The following is a 16346-nucleotide window of genomic DNA, read 5'->3' on the forward strand; positions in this document are numbered from 1 at the left end:
CCGACAAAATCTGTCGAATTGTGTCAGACCAGAACCGAACCTTTGGAATCGATTACGCCCTGTGTCTCGGCCTCGCCCAACAGCATTTCGTTATGTGCCTTGCCCGACGGGATCATGGGGAAGCAGTTCTCGTGCTTTTCCACCAGACAGTCAAAGATCACCGGACCGTCATAGTTGATCATCTCCATGATGGCGTCATCCAGATCGGCCGGATCGGAACACAGGATGCCCTTGGCCCCGAAGGCCTCGGCGAGTTTGACGAAATCGGGCAGGGCCTCGGACCAGGAATGTGAGTACCGCTCGCCATGCAGCAGTTCCTGCCACTGACGGACCATGCCAAGGCGTTCATTGTTCAGAATGAACTGTTTTACTGGCAGACGGTACTGCGCTGCGGTGCCCATTTCCTGCATGTTCATCAGCCACGAGGCCTCGCCCGCGACGTTGATGACCAGCGCGTCAGGGTGCGCCATCTGCACACCGATGGAGGCCGGGAAGCCATAGCCCATCGTGCCCAATCCGCCCGACGTCATCCAGCGGTTCGGATCTTCGAAGCCCAGATACTGCGCGGCCCACATCTGGTGCTGACCGACCTCGGTGGTGATGTAACGGTCGTGCTTTTTGGTCAGATCTTCCAGCCGTTCAAGCGCGTATTGCGGTTTGATCGTCTTTTCGCTGTTGGTGTAGGCCAGACAATTGACCTTGCGCCATTCGGTGATCTGATCCTGCCACTTGGCAACCGACGCCTCATCTGTCTTGCGGCCACGCGCTTTCCAAACCTTCAGGATGTCCTCCAGCACATGAGCAACATCGCCGACAATCGGGATGTCGACGCGGATCACCTTGTTGATCGAGGAAGGGTCGATGTCGATATGGGCCTTTTTCGAATTGGGCGAGAACGCATCGATCCGCCCGGTGATCCGGTCATCGAACCGCGCACCGATGTTGATCATCAGGTCGCAGTCATGCATCGCCAGATTAGCCTCGTAGAGACCATGCATGCCCAGCATGCCCAGCCAGTTTTTGCCCGACGCCGGGTAGGCGCCCAGACCCATCAAGGTCGAGGTAATCGGGAAGCCTGTCGCATCAACCAGTTCGCGCAGCAACTGGCTGGCCGCCGTGCCGGAGTTGATGACGCCGCCGCCGGTGTAAAAGACGGGTTTCTTGGCGGTCTCAATTGCGGCCACCAGTTCGGTGATCTCTTCCAGATCGCCTTTCAGAACCGGCTGATAATGCGAGGTCGAAGGCTTGGGCGCGCTATACTCGCCGGAGGCGAACTGAACGTCCTTGGGAATGTCGACAAGCACCGGGCCGGGGCGGCCGGAGGTGGCGACATGGAATGCCTCGTGCATCGTGTCGGACAGCGAGTCGGTATCCTTGACCAGCCAGTTATGCTTGGTGCAGGGGCGGGTGATGCCGACGGTATCGGCCTCTTGGAACGCGTCCGAGCCAATCATGAAGGTTGGAACCTGTCCGGTCAGAACCACAATCGGGATCGAATCCAGCAGCGCATCCGTCAGGCCGGTCACGGCATTTGTCGCGCCGGGGCCAGAGGTCACAAGGGCAACGCCGGGCTTGCCGGTCGAACGGGCATAGCCTTCCGCTGCGTGAACCGCGCCTTGTTCATGCCGCACCAGAATGTGACGAATATCGTTTTGCAGAAAAATCTCATCATAGATCGGTAGCACAGCACCGCCGGGGTATCCGAATACCGTGTCCACGCCCTGATCCTTGAGGGCCTGAACTACCATCTTTGCGCCGGTCATCTCACGTGTCATCTGCTTTGCTCCGTTCGCGACATGTGTCTTGCGTTTGACAAAAAAAAGCCCCCGAGATTTTCGGAGGCGCATGGGTTCGATTATGGTTTACCGTTACCGGCCCATGCGCGTGGTTCCTACGATTACGACTAGCGTTCTCATCGCCAGAGGCTCCTTCTTTGCGTGCAGGGACATTATGAGCCGGGGGAAGGGGCGTCAACAGGCTTTTGCACCAATTTTCTAACTCTGAGGGTGAAATTTGCGACATTTTATTGCGCAGATTGACGCATGCAGGGAATATTCAGGAAAAATACCCCCTTTGACCTTCGGCTTTCTGACTTGAGGGTAGTCAAAAAGCGGCATCGCGATGTCCGAAACAAGCATGATGAGCAGTTTTGACTGCGGCACGCTGAGATTGACCGAACAAGGAAGGGAGGCGGAGGATGATCCATGATCTGGTTGATCTGGGGCGGTATCCGATCGATTGCCCGGACTCGCGCGCATATGAACGACTGATCGGTGATCTGCGCCGCGAGTTGGATCAGGACGGTTGTGCCGTTTTGCCCGGTTTTATCCACCCCGAAGGTTTGGCGCAGCTATTGAAAGAGGCGGATGCCGTGGCCGACCGCGCGCATCGGTCTTTCAACCGCACCAACGCTTATTTTTCAAAGGACGATCCTCGGTTGGACCTGAACCACCCGATACGCAGATTTTATGACCGGTCGAACGCCTTCGTTCCGGCGGACAACTTCCCCAAATCGGGTCCACTGCGCCGAATCTATGAATTCGAGGGCTTCTTGCCGTTCATACGCGATGGGCTGGATGAGCCGGAGGATCGGTTCTTTCGCTATGATGATCCGCTGGCGGATGTGATCGTCAACGTGGTCGAGGAAGGGCAGGGCTTTCCCTGGCATTTCGATACAAACAACTACACCGTGACAATGGCCATCCAGAATGGCGAGACGGGTGGGGCCTTTGAATATGTGCCGAACCTGCGCAGCGCCGAGGACGAGAATTTCTCGTCCGTGGCCTCTGTGCTGGATGGAAACCGGGCACTGGTCAGGACGTTGGAGTTGCAGCCCGGAGACTTGCAGATCTTCAAGGGCAGATACGCCTTGCACCGGGTCGCCCCGGTCCAAGGGGCGCGTAGCCGGTATGTCGGTATCTTTTCCTTTGTCGAAGCCGAAGGCATGTGTGGTGGGATTGAACGTACCAGGCAGCTGTATGGGCGGGTTCTACCGCATCATCACCAGCGAGTGGGATTGCGCAAGGATCAGTTGTTGGATTGACCGGCTGCAGGTTACAATCGAGAGCAGAGGCTACCGTCGGAGGGGCATATGCCGGAATTGCTACAGCTTACGCCTTTTGTTCTGTGCTCGTCACTGCAAAAGCAGATTGATTTTTATTGCGACCGATTGGGATTTACCTGCGGTTTCAGGCAGGACAATTATGCCTTTCTGTCGCGTGGTAAGGTCGCCATCCGCTTGCTTGAATGTCCGCCGCGCGATGATGGACGCGCCTTGGGGGATGATCAGTCCTTTTACATCGATGTGGCCGGGATTGATGATCTGTATGAAACCCTCAAGGCAGGGTTGGCTGATTTACCAGAGGGGCGCGTGCGTCCGCCGTTTGATCAGCCGTATCAGCAACGCGAGTTTCACGTCCTGGATGAGGATGGAACACTGGTTTTTTTTGGTGAGGACATTCGACCAAGGCCCTGAAATCAAAAGCTCCCGCCCGTCGTCGATGCGCCATTGGCGCACCACCTCCGGTTGGGCCGGGCAGCGCGTTCCGCGCTGCGGGATCAAAAGCCGGGGCTTGTGCCCTGCAAAACGCCATGTTCAAGCGCGTAGCGGGTCAGGCCGGCAGTGGATGAAATCCCCAGTTTGCGCTTGATGTTCTTGCGGTGCGTTTCAACCGTTCTGACTGATATATCCAGCGCCGCGGCGACTTCCTTGTTGGAATTGCCCTGCGCCAGTTCCAGCAGGATTGTCTGTTCACGCGTGGTCAGCGCCTCGCGGGCGCTATCGCCTTTGGGCTGAAGCGATCCGCTGGCCCCGGTGCACAGGTACTGCTCGCCGCGCATTACCGCGTCGATGGCCTGTTTGATCTCGTCCGTGGGAACGTCCTTGAGGACGTAACCGCTGGCGCCGTGGCTGAGCGCGGTCGAGATGTATTCGCGGCTGTCGTGCATGGATAGGATCAGGATGCGCGTCTGGGGCAGTCGTTCCAGAATGATCTCGGTCGCGCTGAGCCCACCAAGACCGGGCATGTTGAGGTCCATCAGGATCACGTCCGGTGCCAGATCGGCGGCCCGATCAACGGCCTCTTGTCCGCTGCTTAGCGTCCCAACCACCTCGATCTCGTCATAGCTTTCAAGGATCGACTGAATCCCTTCGGCGACCATCGGGTGGTCGTCGACGATAAGAACCCGGATTGTCTGATCGCTCATGTACCGGCCTTTCGGTTAGGCGTTGCGTCTTCTTGCGGCGGCAGCATGTGGCTGAGGGGCAGGCTGACCTCAATCACCGTTCCGCTGCGTGGGGCGCGTGATGACAGAATGCGCAACGATCCGTCAAGCTGTTCGATCCGTTCCTGCATGTTGCGCAGGCCGATACCGGGGTTGGCCGGATCAGGAGTGGTGCGTAACCCACGGCCATTGTCGGTTATCCGCATTGTTGCGCCTTTCTTGTGGCCGCGCAGGTCGATTGTAACACGGGTCGCGCCGGAGTGGCGTTCAATATTGGTTAATGCCTCTTGGGCAATACGGTAGAGGGCGATCTTGCTATCCTGATCCAGCCGATTGCGGAACACCACGGTTGAGAATTCGGTCTCGATCCCGGTGCGTTCACAGAAATCGTCGGTCAGAGCCTTGAGGGCAGGGCCAAGGCCCAGATCGTCCAGAACGCCGGGCCGTAGATCTCGGCTGATGCGGCGGACTTCGGTAATGGCGGACCCAAGCGTATCGATCCCCTTGTCCAGCGGCTCGCGCGCACCGTCGTCATCACCGCGCGACAAACGGCGGCGCGCATTATCCAGGGTATAGCGCACGCCTACGAGTATCTGGCTGATGCCGTCATGAAGTTCGCGCGCCACGCGGCCACGCTCTTCTTCTTGCGCGTCGAAAACCCGCTGTGTCAGTTCCTTGAGTTTGGCATCTGCCAGACGGCGTTCGCGGACGTTCAGCAACATGCCCGAGGCGAAGACGACCAACACCGCAGCAAGAACAATTGCGCCAATATACGAGAACGTCCGTTGCACGCGGGCCTCGACCTCAGCCCGCGCGTTGGCGACTGTTGCGACGATATCGTCGATGAAAACTCCTGTGCCGACAGCCCACCGCCAATCTTGCAGGCCGACCACATAGGCGATCATTTGCGCCTCTTCGCCTGTCGAAGGTTTTTGCCACATGAAACTGTGCCAGCCCGCACCTTGACGGGCCAGGCTGATGAATTCGTCCACAACAGGGGTGCCGTCGCTATCGGTTAGCCCCTCCCAGTTCCGGTTGATGAATTCGGTCTGGCGCGGGCTGACGAGATTGTTGCCGTCATAGTCATAGACAAAAAAGAACCCGTCCTTGCCGTAGATCATCGCTGACAGGATTTGCGTCACAAGGTTCTGCGCAACCTTATCCTCTGTGGATGCCCGTCCGTAGATATAGGCAAACCCGTTTCGAGCCTGCGTGACATAGTTCTTAAGCTCTTCTTTCTTGGCTTCAATCAGTCGCCGCTCAAGCGCTTCAATTTCGCGTTCGGCGGTTGCCCGGGATTCCTGAACCACAAAGAAAGCAATCGCGGCCACTGCGACGACCAGAGGGATCGCCGCCACAAGCGACAATTTCTGGCCATAGGTCAGCGAGATCAGGTTCCGGAATCCCCTCATAGGCGAATCGATACGCAAGCAGGCAGGAAATTGCAAAATTTTTGGTGAATTGGCGCATATGAGAGGGCCGGCGCGCAGAATTATTTTGCATTTGTCACGGTTTGCACCCGGTAAAACACCAAAAACGCGATGCCCTACGTAGTACTAGGTATTCACATTCACATCTTGGTCATTAGGCTGACGCGCACTGAAAACGACTACGCCCGGCAATCGCTCGGGTTTTGAATATGTAGGGGAGGAACACTCATATGGATCGTCGTTCATTTCTGAAAACATCTGCTCTGGGCGGCTCGGCAGCTGCAGCCACCACACTGGCGGCACCGGCATATGCGCAGGGCAAGCGCACGCTGACCATGGTAACCTCGTGGGGTCGCGGCCTGGCGGGTGTTTTCGACAGCGCACAGCGTTGCGCCGACAGCATCACTGCGATGTCGGACGGCAACCTGACCGTTGACATCAAGGCTGCCGGTGAACTGGTTGGTGCGTTTGAAGTCTTTGACGCGGTTTCGTCGGGTCAGGCCGACATGTATCACGCGGCGGACTATTACTTTGTTGGCCAGCACCCGGGCTATGCCTTCTTCACCGCTGTTCCGTTCGGCATGACCGCTCAGGAAATGGTGAACTGGTACTATCAGGACGGCGGCATGGAGCTGCATGACGAGCTGGGCCAGATCTTTGGTCTGAAGTCGTTCCTGGCAGGTAACACCGGCGCGCAGGCGGGTGGCTGGTACTCGAAAGAGATCAACGGTCCAGAAGACTTCCAAGGTCTGAAATTCCGTATGCCCGGTCTGGGTGGCCAAGCTCTGGGTAAACTGGGCGCGTCCGTGCAGAACATTCCGGGTTCGGAAGTGTATCAGGCGCTGTCGTCCGGCGCGATCGACGGTACCGAGTGGATCGGTCCGTGGGCTGACGAAAAAGCCGGTTTCCAGGAAATCACCAAGGTTTACTACACCGCCGGTTTCCACGAGCCGAACGCAGGCCTGTCGCTGGCAACCAACCGCGACGTGTTCGACAGCCTGACACCTGCTCAGCAGAAGATCATCGAGATTGCCGCTGCCGAAGCACACCAGTGGAACCTGGCACAATTCCTGGCCAACAACGGTGCCGCTCTGCAGCGCCTGCAATCAGGCGGCGTCAAGGTCATGGAATTCCCGGACAGCGTTTGGGATGCGTTTGGTGCGGCCAGCCAGGAAGTGCTGGACGAAAACATGGGCGACGAGCTGTTCAAGAAAATCCACGACAGCGCCATGGCGTCGTCGGCCTCGTCGGCTGGATGGTTGGACCTGTCGTCGGGTGTTTACACCACGCAGCGTAACCGCGTCCGCGGCTAAACGTTTTCCAAACGTTCCATTGGTTTCCCCGCCTTCGCGGGGAAACCTTTCTCTGTTGCGTATGCGCGGACCCATCAAACCGCTATAATCAGCAGTGCAACTGATACGACCTGGGGACAACATGCAGGACGAAAACGGTATCTCGTTCTTCGGCGCCCTGTGGAACGGACTTGTGTGGTTCGTTCAAAACATTGCCGAAGCCTTCTATAATTTCGGATACGCCATAACGCATCCGCAACTCTGGCTGAACTGGTCGGACAAAGAAGCCATCATGCGCTTTGTCTACTATGGCGGCTCGGTCGAGTTCTTCTTTGTGGTTTTCACCCTCTTTCTGGTTCTGACGGCCATCGGGCTGTACTACCGGAATTTCATGTGGGGGATGGTGCGGGGCCTGGAAGGGTTCGCCAACACCACCGGGCGCTTCTTTGCATGGGCCGGTTTGCTGATGGTCATTCAGCAAATCGTCATCGTATTCATGCAACGCGTGTTTACCCGCCCGGATATGTCCTTTGGTCTGGGTATCCCGTTTCAAATGGATATCAGCTGGTTTGCCGAAGAGTTGAAGCTTTACAACGCGATGGTCGTCTGCCTGTGTTGCACCTACACATTTGTGCAGGGCGGCCATGTCCGTGTTGATCTGATTTATGCCGGCATCAGCCACCGCGCCAAGCGTGTGGTGGACATGTTGGGCGCGCTTTTGTTCATGATGCCGATGGCCGTGCTGACGTGGATGTATGGCTGGTATTTCATGTGGCGGCACCTGATCGTACCGAAACCGTCGGCCAGTGACACGCTGGATCGTCTGGTGATGAAATCCCGTGCGCTGCGCTGGAACATCGAAACCATCGGGTTCAGCCCAAATGGGTTCAACGGATACTTCCTGTTCAAGATCCTGCTGATTGCATTTGCCGGAATGGTGTTCCTGCACGCAATCGCATTCCTGTACCGCTCGTATCTGGAATACGTCGAAGGACCGGACAGCGTTGGAAAATACCTCGACAAGGACAGCCTTGGCGAGGGTGAAGAAGCCTACGAAGGCGCACATTAGGGACGGAGACCCAGACTATGTTATTCGGACTTGATGGCGTCGAGATAGGCCTCATTATCGTATTCTTCTGCCTCTTTGGGGGCATCCTTTCTGGCTTTCCGGTGGCCTTTGCCATCGGCGGGGCCGGTATCATCTCATTCGGTATCATCGCGGCGCTGGACAGTGCCGGTCTGTTAATACACCAGGCAATTGATACCAGTTCCCAAGCATACCGAGACCTTGTGAATTCGGGCGTCAAACCGGACACGGTGTCGGTGTTCCGCTTCCCGGATTTACCAAGGATCGCCGAGCCGGTCTTTGTGCAAGGCTGGGAAACCGCGCTGGACCGTAATGTGTCGTTCATCGTGAACCGCATGAACGAACGCGTTCTGGCGGGGCAGTCTATTGAGACCCTGCTGGCCGTTCTGATGTTCGTTCTGATGGGCATCACGCTGGAACGCTCAAAGATCGCGAACGACCTGCTGACCACAATGGCGCGCGTCTTTGGGCCGTTGCCGGGTGGTCTGGCCGTGTCGATCGTGGTCGTGGGTGCATTCCTGGCGGCCTCGACCGGAATTGTTGGCGCGACCGTGGTAACCATGGGCCTGCTGGCGCTGCCGACTATGTTGCGCAACAACTACTCGCCTGAACTGGCGACGGGTGTGATTGCGGCATCAGGCACGTTGGGGCAGATCATTCCGCCGTCCATCGTGATCGTTCTGTTGGGCACCTTGGCGGGTGATCTCTATTCAACTGCGCAGGAAACGCGCGCTCAGGACGCTGGTTGTACCGATGCGCTGACCTATCTGGGGGAACCGGCTGTGGTATCGGTCGGGACGCTGTTCCAGGCTGCCTTGTTGCCGGGGATCATGCTGGCCTTGCTCTATGCGCTGTATGCCTTTGGCTATGCGCTGCTGAACCCTGAGAAAGCACCGGCGGTGCCAATGTCGGGTGGCAGTGGTGAGCCGATCACGCGTAGTGAAGGCCTGACCTGGTTGCTTGGTGCACCTGTCGCCCTGATCGTTGGCGCAGTCCTGCTGGGCAGCTCGGGGGTCATTGGCAGCCAGAATATCAACGTCTCGGCGTTCTCGGACATCGGTGAGGGCGCGTCGTTGCGGACCAATGTGTCCGAGCAGTGCAAGGCCTCGATGATCGAACTGCATGGGCAATCTGCCTGGGATCAAGCCGTATCCGAGCAGGAGGCGATTGATGCCGCAGGTGGTGTCGCCAACGCCGAACGACTGAGCGAAGAGGCGCTGGTCGAGGCGCGCGAGGCCAAGATCGCCGTTGCGGCGCCGATTGGTACTGGTGTTGCGGTGATTGTGGTTCTGCTGGGTCTGACACTGGTCATGGGCCGCGGCATTGCGCCGTCCAAACCGACGCAGCCGTTGATTTTGGGCGCTATCGGTCTGCTGTTGATGTTACTGGTTGATGTTTTGTTGATTGCACCAACAACGTCTTCGGGATTGACCTTCGTCCTTCTGGCTCTGCCCTTTGCCTTGGCAATGTACGGCTGCAAGGAGGCGGCAGCCCGGTGTGCCACGAATGATTTGATCCGGGTGGTCTTTCCGCCATTGGTTCTGATTATCGCGGTGCTAGGATCAATTCTGGGCGGTGTGACCAACCCAACACCCGCAGCAGCACTTGGGGCGGGCGGAGCGATCATGCTGGCAGCCTATCGCAAGCTGCAGGATCAGGAACGTTCCGGCAAGGTGATCATCTGGGCCACTTTTGCCGTGATCATTGCGCTGCTGATGGGCGTGAACTTTGATCTGCGCATCAATCAGAGCAATGTGAACTTTGAGACCTGGGTCGCCTTCATAATTGCTTACGGTGCTTATCTGTATGCCCTGTTCGGTCTGTTGTTTGGGTGCTGGGTTTTGTTCACCAGCGGGGTTCTGACGCCTGTTGTGCGTGAAACGGCCAAGGTGACCTCGATGGTGTTCACCATCCTGATCGGATCGCAACTGCTGAACCTGGTGGTGATCTCGTTCGGGGGTGAGCACTATATTCAGCAGTTCCTGCGCAGCTTTGACAACGAGTTCACGGTCTTCCTGATCGTGATGCTGGTGCTGTTCATTCTGGGCTTCGTGCTGGATTTCCTCGAGATCATCTACATCGTGATCCCCATCGTGGGACCGGTGATTTATGGTGGCTCGTTCGATCCGAAATGGGTGACGATCATGGTGGCGGTGAACCTTCAGACGTCGTTCCTTACGCCGCCGTTTGGGTTTGCGCTATTCTACTTACGAGGGGTCGCGCCCAAAGAAGTCACAACAGGCCACATCTACCGTGGGATCATTCCGTTCGTGATCATTCAGGTGGTCGGGATTGCGATCCTGTGGTTCTTCCCGTCGATCGTGACCATTGTTCCGGATCTGATCCCGAATTGATGCGACGTTCATAACCAAATTGAAAAGGGGGCCTTTGGGCCCCCTTTGCTTTGGTGTTGGGGGAAGGCGCGCTGGCCCTTCTTGGTCTGCGCCCAATTCAACCCTAGGATATTTTTGCCAGATGAAGTGCAGATCAGGTGAACTGGATCAGATCCCAGCGATTGCCGAACGGGTCGCGCCAGACGGCGACGATGCCATAGGGCTCATTGCGTGGGTCTTCCTCGAAATGGACGCCTGCAGTGATCATTGCGTTGTGGTCACGTTGGAAATCATCGGTTTGAAGGAAAAAGCCGACGCGCCCGCCGGTTTGGTTTCCAACGGCAGCGGTCTGGCTTGGGCTATCTGCCTTGGCCAGCAGCAGGGATGCGTCGCCCGAACCCGGCGGGGCAACCCGGACCCAGCGTTTGCCACCGCCGAGATCAATATCCTGCTGCAGGGTGAAACTGAGTGTTTGGGTATAGAAGGCGATCGCGTCATCGTAGTCCGGCACCACGAGGGTGACGGCGAAAAGACTTTGGGGCATGGGATATCAGCCTTTGGTAGGGTGGCGGTCGGGCAGTTGGATGCTGGCAACCTGTTCCGCGATTGGCGCGGTGGACAAAGGGTGGCGGCTGGAATCCGTCAGTTCAGATGGGTTGTTTACGCTGATCCATTCGCCCTGGTAATAGGCCTCAAGCCCTGAGAAGCGCGCTTTGTAGCCCATCTTGGGGCTGCCCGGCACCCAATATCCGAGGTAGACATAGGGCAATCCGGCTTCGCGCGCGATGTCGATGTGATCGAGGATCATATACGTACCCAGCGAGTTCTGCGGTTGCTGGGGGGTGTAGAACGAGTAGACCATGCTGAGGCCGTCATCCAGAACATCCGTCAGGCTGACGCCGATCAGATCTCCGGTACTTGGGTCGCCATATTCTACGACACGGCTGCGGATCGGAGTTTCTTCGATCATCGCGGCGAATTCGAAAACGTCCATATCGGCCATTCCACCATCCGCGTGGCGGGTATCCAAGTAGCGACGGAAGAGTTCGTATTGCTCGTCCGTGGCCCAGGGTGAGTTCGCCCTGCGTTGCAGGTACGCGTTGCGTTTTGCCGCGCGTTTCTGACTTTTGCTTGGGCGGAAGGCCGTCACGTCGATCCGGGCCGACAGACAGGCCGCGCAATCGGAGCAGGACGGGCGGTACAACACATTTTGCGATCGGCGAAACCCTTGTTGGGACAATGAGTTATTCAGCTGATCCGCACCTTCCCCCTGAAGGGCAGTGAACAATTTACGCTCCATCCTGCCCTCAAGGTAAGGGCAAGGCTGTGGGGCCGTCACATAAAATTGTGGCGCGATTGGCAGCGTGTGTCGCATGAACGTTCCGTGTTTCCTTGGACCGGATGATAACAACCGATCCTAAAACCGCCAAGTGATTCACGTCGTTGAATTTTTTACGCGCGCTGGTTGATCATGACAGTTCCAAGGAACGCATCGGTAAGTCCCTGGCCGCGTGCGCTGGTCAGCATCATGATGACCGAGATGATCTGAATGACCGGAAACGCCATACTGACAAAATAACCGGCTGTGTGGGCCACCGCTTTGCCCAAATCCATCCGGGATCCGAATGAATCGCGCAGTTCGATCCCCATAAAGCGCATGCCCAGTGTGGCCGAGCCATTGGCGATGGTAATCACGCGGTAGACGAAACTGACGACGGCGTAGATCAAGGCCAGGACGAAAAAGCCCAGACCAAAGGTCAGCAGGATGGCTACCGTACACAACAGCGAGATAAAGGCGATGTCGAAAAGCCAGGCGATAAAACGCTTGGTCGCGACAGACTGGTAAAACTCCGGCTGTCGGTCTGGGTCGGGCAGGTGGGTCATATTTTGATTTCCGGCTGAGAATTTAGGGCACCCTGTCCCGAATGTCGGGACAGGGCAAGGTCGGCTTAGGCGCGTTCGCCGTTTTCAGCCTCATCGTTGTTTTCACGGGCGCGTTCGTCCATGAACTGGTCAAACTCAGCCTTGTCTTTGGCGTCGCGCAGGCGGCGCAGGAAGGATTCGAATTCCTGTTGTTCGCGCTCGAGCCGGGCCAGGGTGTCGGACTTGTAGGCGTCAAACGCGCTATTGCCGGATGGCTTCATCGCACTCATGTGGCTGTGCCAGGATTTGCGACTGCTGCAGGATTTGCTAAACATGCGTTTGCTCCAGATCATATAGGCAAGAAGCGCCAGGCCAACGGGCCAGAAAAAGATGAAACCAAGGACCATGGCGGCGATCCAGGCCCCTTTGCCCTTGTCATCCATCCAGGCTTCGGCACGAGAGAGCCACCCCGGATTTTGTGGGACGGCGTGGTCGGACAATGCGGTCATTTGGGTTCTCCGGGTTTGATGTAAATTGCGTTCACATTGTCTAGATGGGGACTGAAGTGCGGGTTGCAAGGGGTCGATGTAAAAATGATTTACATTTTGTAATTTGCGGTGGTTGACCTTGCTGTGGAACGGGCGCACTTTCCGCCTATGCAACATATTGAAAATACGACACCTCCGACGCTGGATGAAATTCTGAACCTGGAAAAGCAGGTTTGGACTGCCCTGATGGAAGGCAATGCAGCCGCAGACCGGGCCTTGCTGAGCTCGGATTTCCTTGGGGTTTATCCGACGGGATTTGCGAACCGGGATGATCATGTGGGGCAGTTTGCCGACGCGCCGACGATGGCGCGCTATGAGCTAAGCGACACCCGGTTGCGGGTTTTGACCTTGGACATTGTTCTGCTGTCATACCGGGCCGACTATCAGCGACCCAAGGCCGAGGGTTGGGAGGCAATGCTAATCTCGTCGCTTTGGGAATGGCGGCACGATGTCTGGGTCAACAGTTTCAGCCAGGATACGCCTCTGGAGGGGAAATGACCGCGCCTCTTTCCATTCAGCGCTTGCCACGAGCATTCGATCAGTCGCTTGGCGATGATGCGCGCGCAGCGGTAAGTGGCATTTCATCCGAACAGGGCGAGTTGATCGCAGGGGCAGCTGGGTCCAGCCCCTATCTGAAAAACTTGATCGATCACGAAAACGATTGGTTGGCCTCAGCGCTGCAACACCCCGATCAAGCGCTGGCCGACGTTTTGCAGGCTGCGCAAATACTACCGCCGGATCAGTTGAAACCGGGGCTGCGGCTGGCCAAGCGACGGATGGCGTTGCTGACCGCTCTGGCCGATCTGGCGGGCGCGTGGCCGTTGGAAAAGGTGACTGCTGCGCTAACCGATTTTGGCGCGTTAGCGGCGGATGTGGCGGCCAAGGCCGAGATCGCCAACCTGATACGGCGCGGTAAACTACCGGGCATGGGGCCGGACGATGTCGAAACCGCAGCCGGGATGATTATCCTGGCGATGGGCAAGATGGGCGCGTACGAGTTGAACTACAGTTCGGACATCGACCTGATCGTTCTGTTCGATGAGACCCGGTTTGATCCCGATGACTTCTACGAAGCGCGACAAGGCATGGTGCGGGCGACACGCAATTTCTGCGCCACGCTCAGCGACAAGACAGCGGATGGGTATGTATTCCGCACCGATCTGCGCCTGCGTCCGGATCCGGCAGTGACGCCGGTCTGCATGGCGGCCGAGGCGGCCGAGCGGTACTATGAAAGCCTGGGCCGCACGTGGGAGCGCGCGGCTTATATCAAAGCACGCCCATGCGCTGGCGATATTGCGGCAGGACAACGGTTTCTGGATACGCTGCGCCCCTTTGTCTGGCGGCGTCACCTGGATTTTGCCGCCATTCAGGACGCCCATGACATGCGTTTGCGTATACGTGAGAACAAGGGGACCGGCGGTGCACTGACCATTCCGGGTCATGACATGAAACTGGGGCAGGGCGGTATTCGAGAGATCGAATTCTTTACCCAGACCCGCCAGTTGATCGCTGGTGGTCGTGACCCTGACCTGCGCGTGCGCGGTACGGTACCCGGATTGGCGGCGCTTGCCGAAAAAGGCTGGGTCCCGCAGGACGTGGCAGACAAGCTGACTGATCATTATCGCGCCCATCGTGAGGTCGAACACCGTATCCAGATGATCCATGACGCTCAGACCCACAAGGTGCCGCAATCGCCGGACGGGATAGAACGCGTTGCCTGCCTGATGGGGATCGACGTCGACGAACTGACCCGTGACCTGACCCACAGACTGACCGAAGTGCACGACCTGACCGAAGGCTTTTTTGCGCCCGGTTCCTCGACGCGCGCGCCAATTGGCGAGGTGGATTTTGACCAGAACGTTCTGGCCCGCTGGACGACGTATCCCGCACTGCGATCGCAACGCGGCGCGCGGATTTTCGAACGCCTCAAGCCCGAGCTGCTATCGCGTTTGGCAAAAACGGCGCAACCGGACGAGGCGCTGCGGGCACTTGATGGTTTTCTGTCAGGCCTGCCCGCCGGCGTTCAACTGTTTTCACTGTTCGAGGCCAACCCCCAACTGATCGACCTGCTGATTGATATTGTCGGGACATCCCACGCGCTTGCGGCGCATCTGTCGCGCAATGCATCGGTGTTTGATGCGGTGATCGGCGGGAGTTTCTTTAGCGACTGGCCGGGGCAGGCTACGCTGCAGGCGGATCTAGATCAGGCCCTTTCAGAGGAATCAGATTACGAAAGCCAGTTGGATCTGGCCCGCCGCTGGTGCAAGGAATGGCACTTCCGCGTTGGCGTTCATCACCTGCGCGGGCTGATTGATGGTGAACAGGCGGGGCAGCAATACGCTCAGCTTGCAAGCGCGGTGATTGCCGCGATCCTGCCGCGCGTATCGGATCATTTTGCCCGTAAACACGGCCCTGCACCGGGGCGCGGTGCAACCGTGCTGGGCATGGGGTCACTTGGGGCTGGGCGGATCAACTCGCAATCCGATTTGGATATGATCGTGATCTATGACCCGCTGGATCAGGATATGTCCGAGGGACCGCGCCCATTGGCGACCCGCACCTATTATGCCCGGTTCACGCAGGCGCTGATCACGGCCTTGTCCGCGCCGATGTCACAGGGGCGTTTGTATGAGGTCGATATGCGCTTGCGCCCGTCGGGCAATCAGGGGCCGGTGGCGACAAGTTGGGCCAGCTTTACCAACTATCAGCAGAACGAAGCGTGGGTTTGGGAACATCTCGCCCTGACACGGGCCCACGTGATCGCCGGAGACGAAGGTCTGGCCAAAGACATCGAGGCGTTCCGTACAGGCCTGCTGTCGCAACCGCGTGACCAGCAGAAGGCCCTGCGCGAAGTGGCCGAGATGCGCGCCCGCCTGGCCGCAGCCAAATCACCAGCAGGGATCTGGGACGCCAAGAACGGCCCCGGCCGGATGATGGATATCGAGCTGATGGCCGAAACCGGGGCGATGTTGTCAGGCGTGGAACAGCGCGATGTGCATTCCGGTTTGGACGGCGCCGTCGCTGCTGGTTTGTTGGACGTCGCTCAGGCGCAAACGTTGAAGGACTGCTACGACCTATGCTGGTCCGTGCAATGTGCGGCGCGCTTGTTGTCCGGCAAGGTCATCGAAGCTGACAAGGTCGGCGAAGGGGGGGCTGCCTTCCTGTGCCGCGCGACTGGATTTGAACAGGTTGAACAGCTGCAAAGCGCGCTGCAAGACAACTACAGCACGGCCGCCGGGATCATTGGCGGCGTGATCAGGGACGAAGATAATGGCGCAGAGTAAAGATCCAAATGATCACAAAGGGTTGATCCGCGAGGCGTATCGGATCGAAGGCATCACATTGCCTGAATGCCGCAGCATTTTTCTGGACTGGGCGCTGAGCCTGCCGGCTGAACGGGACCAATCCCAGGCGTTAATCGACCTGCATGCCGCCTATTCCCAGCAGGACGCCGATCACCCGATGACGCAGGTATTGGCCGAGGGGTTACAATCTGCCAAAACCCCCAAGCGGCGGGGCGGTTGGCGATCGCGCGACCGCTAGGGCTTTTCCCTCGGGGTATTCGCGAC

At 57.9% G+C, this 16346-nt stretch carries 15 protein-coding genes; 8 read left to right on the forward strand and 7 right to left on the reverse strand.

The features are described from left to right. Positions 1-23: 23 nt before the first annotated feature. On the reverse strand, positions 24-1775 hold the full coding sequence (locus AC2FFH_RS08345; RefSeq protein WP_496844185.1) for an acetolactate synthase 3 large subunit: 1752 nt from the start codon (positions 1773-1775) through the stop codon (positions 24-26). Between the two features lie 422 nt (positions 1776-2197). Between AC2FFH_RS08345 and AC2FFH_RS08350 the strand changes: the two genes are divergently transcribed. Together AC2FFH_RS08350 and AC2FFH_RS08355 are read left to right on the forward strand one after the other, a co-directional pair. Then, positions 2198-3043, forward strand: coding sequence for a HalD/BesD family halogenase (locus tag AC2FFH_RS08350; protein ID WP_496844186.1), 846 nt, complete (start codon positions 2198-2200; stop codon positions 3041-3043). A 48-nt stretch (positions 3044-3091) separates the two neighbouring features. Beyond that, on the forward strand, positions 3092-3475 hold the full coding sequence (locus AC2FFH_RS08355) for a bleomycin resistance protein (protein ID WP_058273963.1): 384 nt from the start codon (positions 3092-3094) through the stop codon (positions 3473-3475). Positions 3476-3558: 83 nt separating this feature from the next. Here AC2FFH_RS08355 and AC2FFH_RS08360 read toward each other — a convergent pair whose 3' ends face one another. Beyond that, on the reverse strand, positions 3559-4206 hold the full coding sequence (locus AC2FFH_RS08360; protein ID WP_496844187.1) for a response regulator transcription factor: 648 nt from the start codon (positions 4204-4206) through the stop codon (positions 3559-3561). Continuing rightward, positions 4203-5636 carry a cache domain-containing protein gene (locus tag AC2FFH_RS08365; protein WP_496767021.1) on the reverse strand — a complete coding sequence of 478 codons (1434 nt, stop codon included), beginning with the start codon at positions 5634-5636 and terminating at the stop codon, positions 4203-4205. Before AC2FFH_RS08365 ends, AC2FFH_RS08360 begins: the two co-directional genes overlap by 4 nt. A gap of 248 nt (positions 5637-5884) precedes the next feature. On the opposite strand from AC2FFH_RS08365, the gene AC2FFH_RS08370 reads away from it, so the two are divergent. From AC2FFH_RS08370 to AC2FFH_RS08380, 3 genes are all read left to right on the forward strand, one after another. Beyond that, positions 5885-6967 carry a TRAP transporter substrate-binding protein gene (locus AC2FFH_RS08370; RefSeq protein ID WP_109311369.1) on the forward strand — a complete coding sequence of 361 codons (1083 nt, stop codon included), beginning with the start codon at positions 5885-5887 and terminating at the stop codon, positions 6965-6967. 121 nt (positions 6968-7088) lie between these two features. Continuing rightward, positions 7089-8015: a TRAP transporter small permease subunit gene (locus tag AC2FFH_RS08375; protein WP_496723297.1), complete on the forward strand. Its 927-nt coding sequence runs from the start codon at positions 7089-7091 to the stop codon at positions 8013-8015. A gap of 17 nt (positions 8016-8032) precedes the next feature. After that, positions 8033-10387 carry a TRAP transporter large permease gene (locus AC2FFH_RS08380; protein ID WP_496844188.1) on the forward strand — a complete coding sequence of 785 codons (2355 nt, stop codon included), beginning with the start codon at positions 8033-8035 and terminating at the stop codon, positions 10385-10387. A 133-nt stretch (positions 10388-10520) separates the two neighbouring features. Here AC2FFH_RS08380 and AC2FFH_RS08385 read toward each other — a convergent pair whose 3' ends face one another. The 4 genes from AC2FFH_RS08385 to AC2FFH_RS08400 all read right to left on the reverse strand — a co-directional run bounded on the left by AC2FFH_RS08385 (position 10521) and on the right by AC2FFH_RS08400 (position 12738). After that, a complete protein-coding gene (locus tag AC2FFH_RS08385) occupies positions 10521-10910 on the reverse strand; it encodes a VOC family protein (protein ID WP_109311357.1) in 390 nt (129 codons plus the stop codon). Positions 10911-10916: 6 nt separating this feature from the next. Beyond that, positions 10917-11741 carry an arginyltransferase gene (locus AC2FFH_RS08390; RefSeq protein WP_109311356.1) on the reverse strand — a complete coding sequence of 275 codons (825 nt, stop codon included), beginning with the start codon at positions 11739-11741 and terminating at the stop codon, positions 10917-10919. A 77-nt stretch (positions 11742-11818) separates the two neighbouring features. Continuing rightward, positions 11819-12250 (reverse strand): RDD family protein, encoded by a 432-nt coding sequence (locus AC2FFH_RS08395; RefSeq protein ID WP_058274521.1) that lies wholly within the window; start codon positions 12248-12250, stop codon positions 11819-11821. Positions 12251-12315: 65 nt separating this feature from the next. Continuing rightward, a complete protein-coding gene (locus tag AC2FFH_RS08400; RefSeq protein ID WP_282151432.1) occupies positions 12316-12738 on the reverse strand; it encodes a DUF2852 domain-containing protein in 423 nt (140 codons plus the stop codon). A gap of 147 nt (positions 12739-12885) precedes the next feature. On the opposite strand from AC2FFH_RS08400, the gene AC2FFH_RS08405 reads away from it, so the two are divergent. Genes AC2FFH_RS08405 through AC2FFH_RS08415 form a run of 3 tightly spaced genes read left to right on the forward strand, consistent with a single transcriptional unit; the run spans position 12886 to position 16320 of the window. Next, positions 12886-13275, forward strand: a complete 390-nt coding sequence (locus AC2FFH_RS08405) for a DUF4440 domain-containing protein (protein ID WP_496844189.1) — start codon at positions 12886-12888, stop codon at positions 13273-13275. Next, entirely contained in the window at positions 13272-16061 is a 2790-nt protein-coding gene (locus AC2FFH_RS08410; protein WP_496844190.1) for a [protein-PII] uridylyltransferase family protein, read from the forward strand. Before AC2FFH_RS08405 ends, AC2FFH_RS08410 begins: the two co-directional genes overlap by 4 nt. After that, positions 16048-16320: a hypothetical protein gene (locus AC2FFH_RS08415; protein ID WP_108859046.1), complete on the forward strand. Its 273-nt coding sequence runs from the start codon at positions 16048-16050 to the stop codon at positions 16318-16320. Before AC2FFH_RS08410 ends, AC2FFH_RS08415 begins: the two co-directional genes overlap by 14 nt. The last annotated feature ends 26 nt before the right edge of the window (positions 16321-16346 follow it).

The organism is Ruegeria sp. YTSC003, assembly GCF_059609785.1.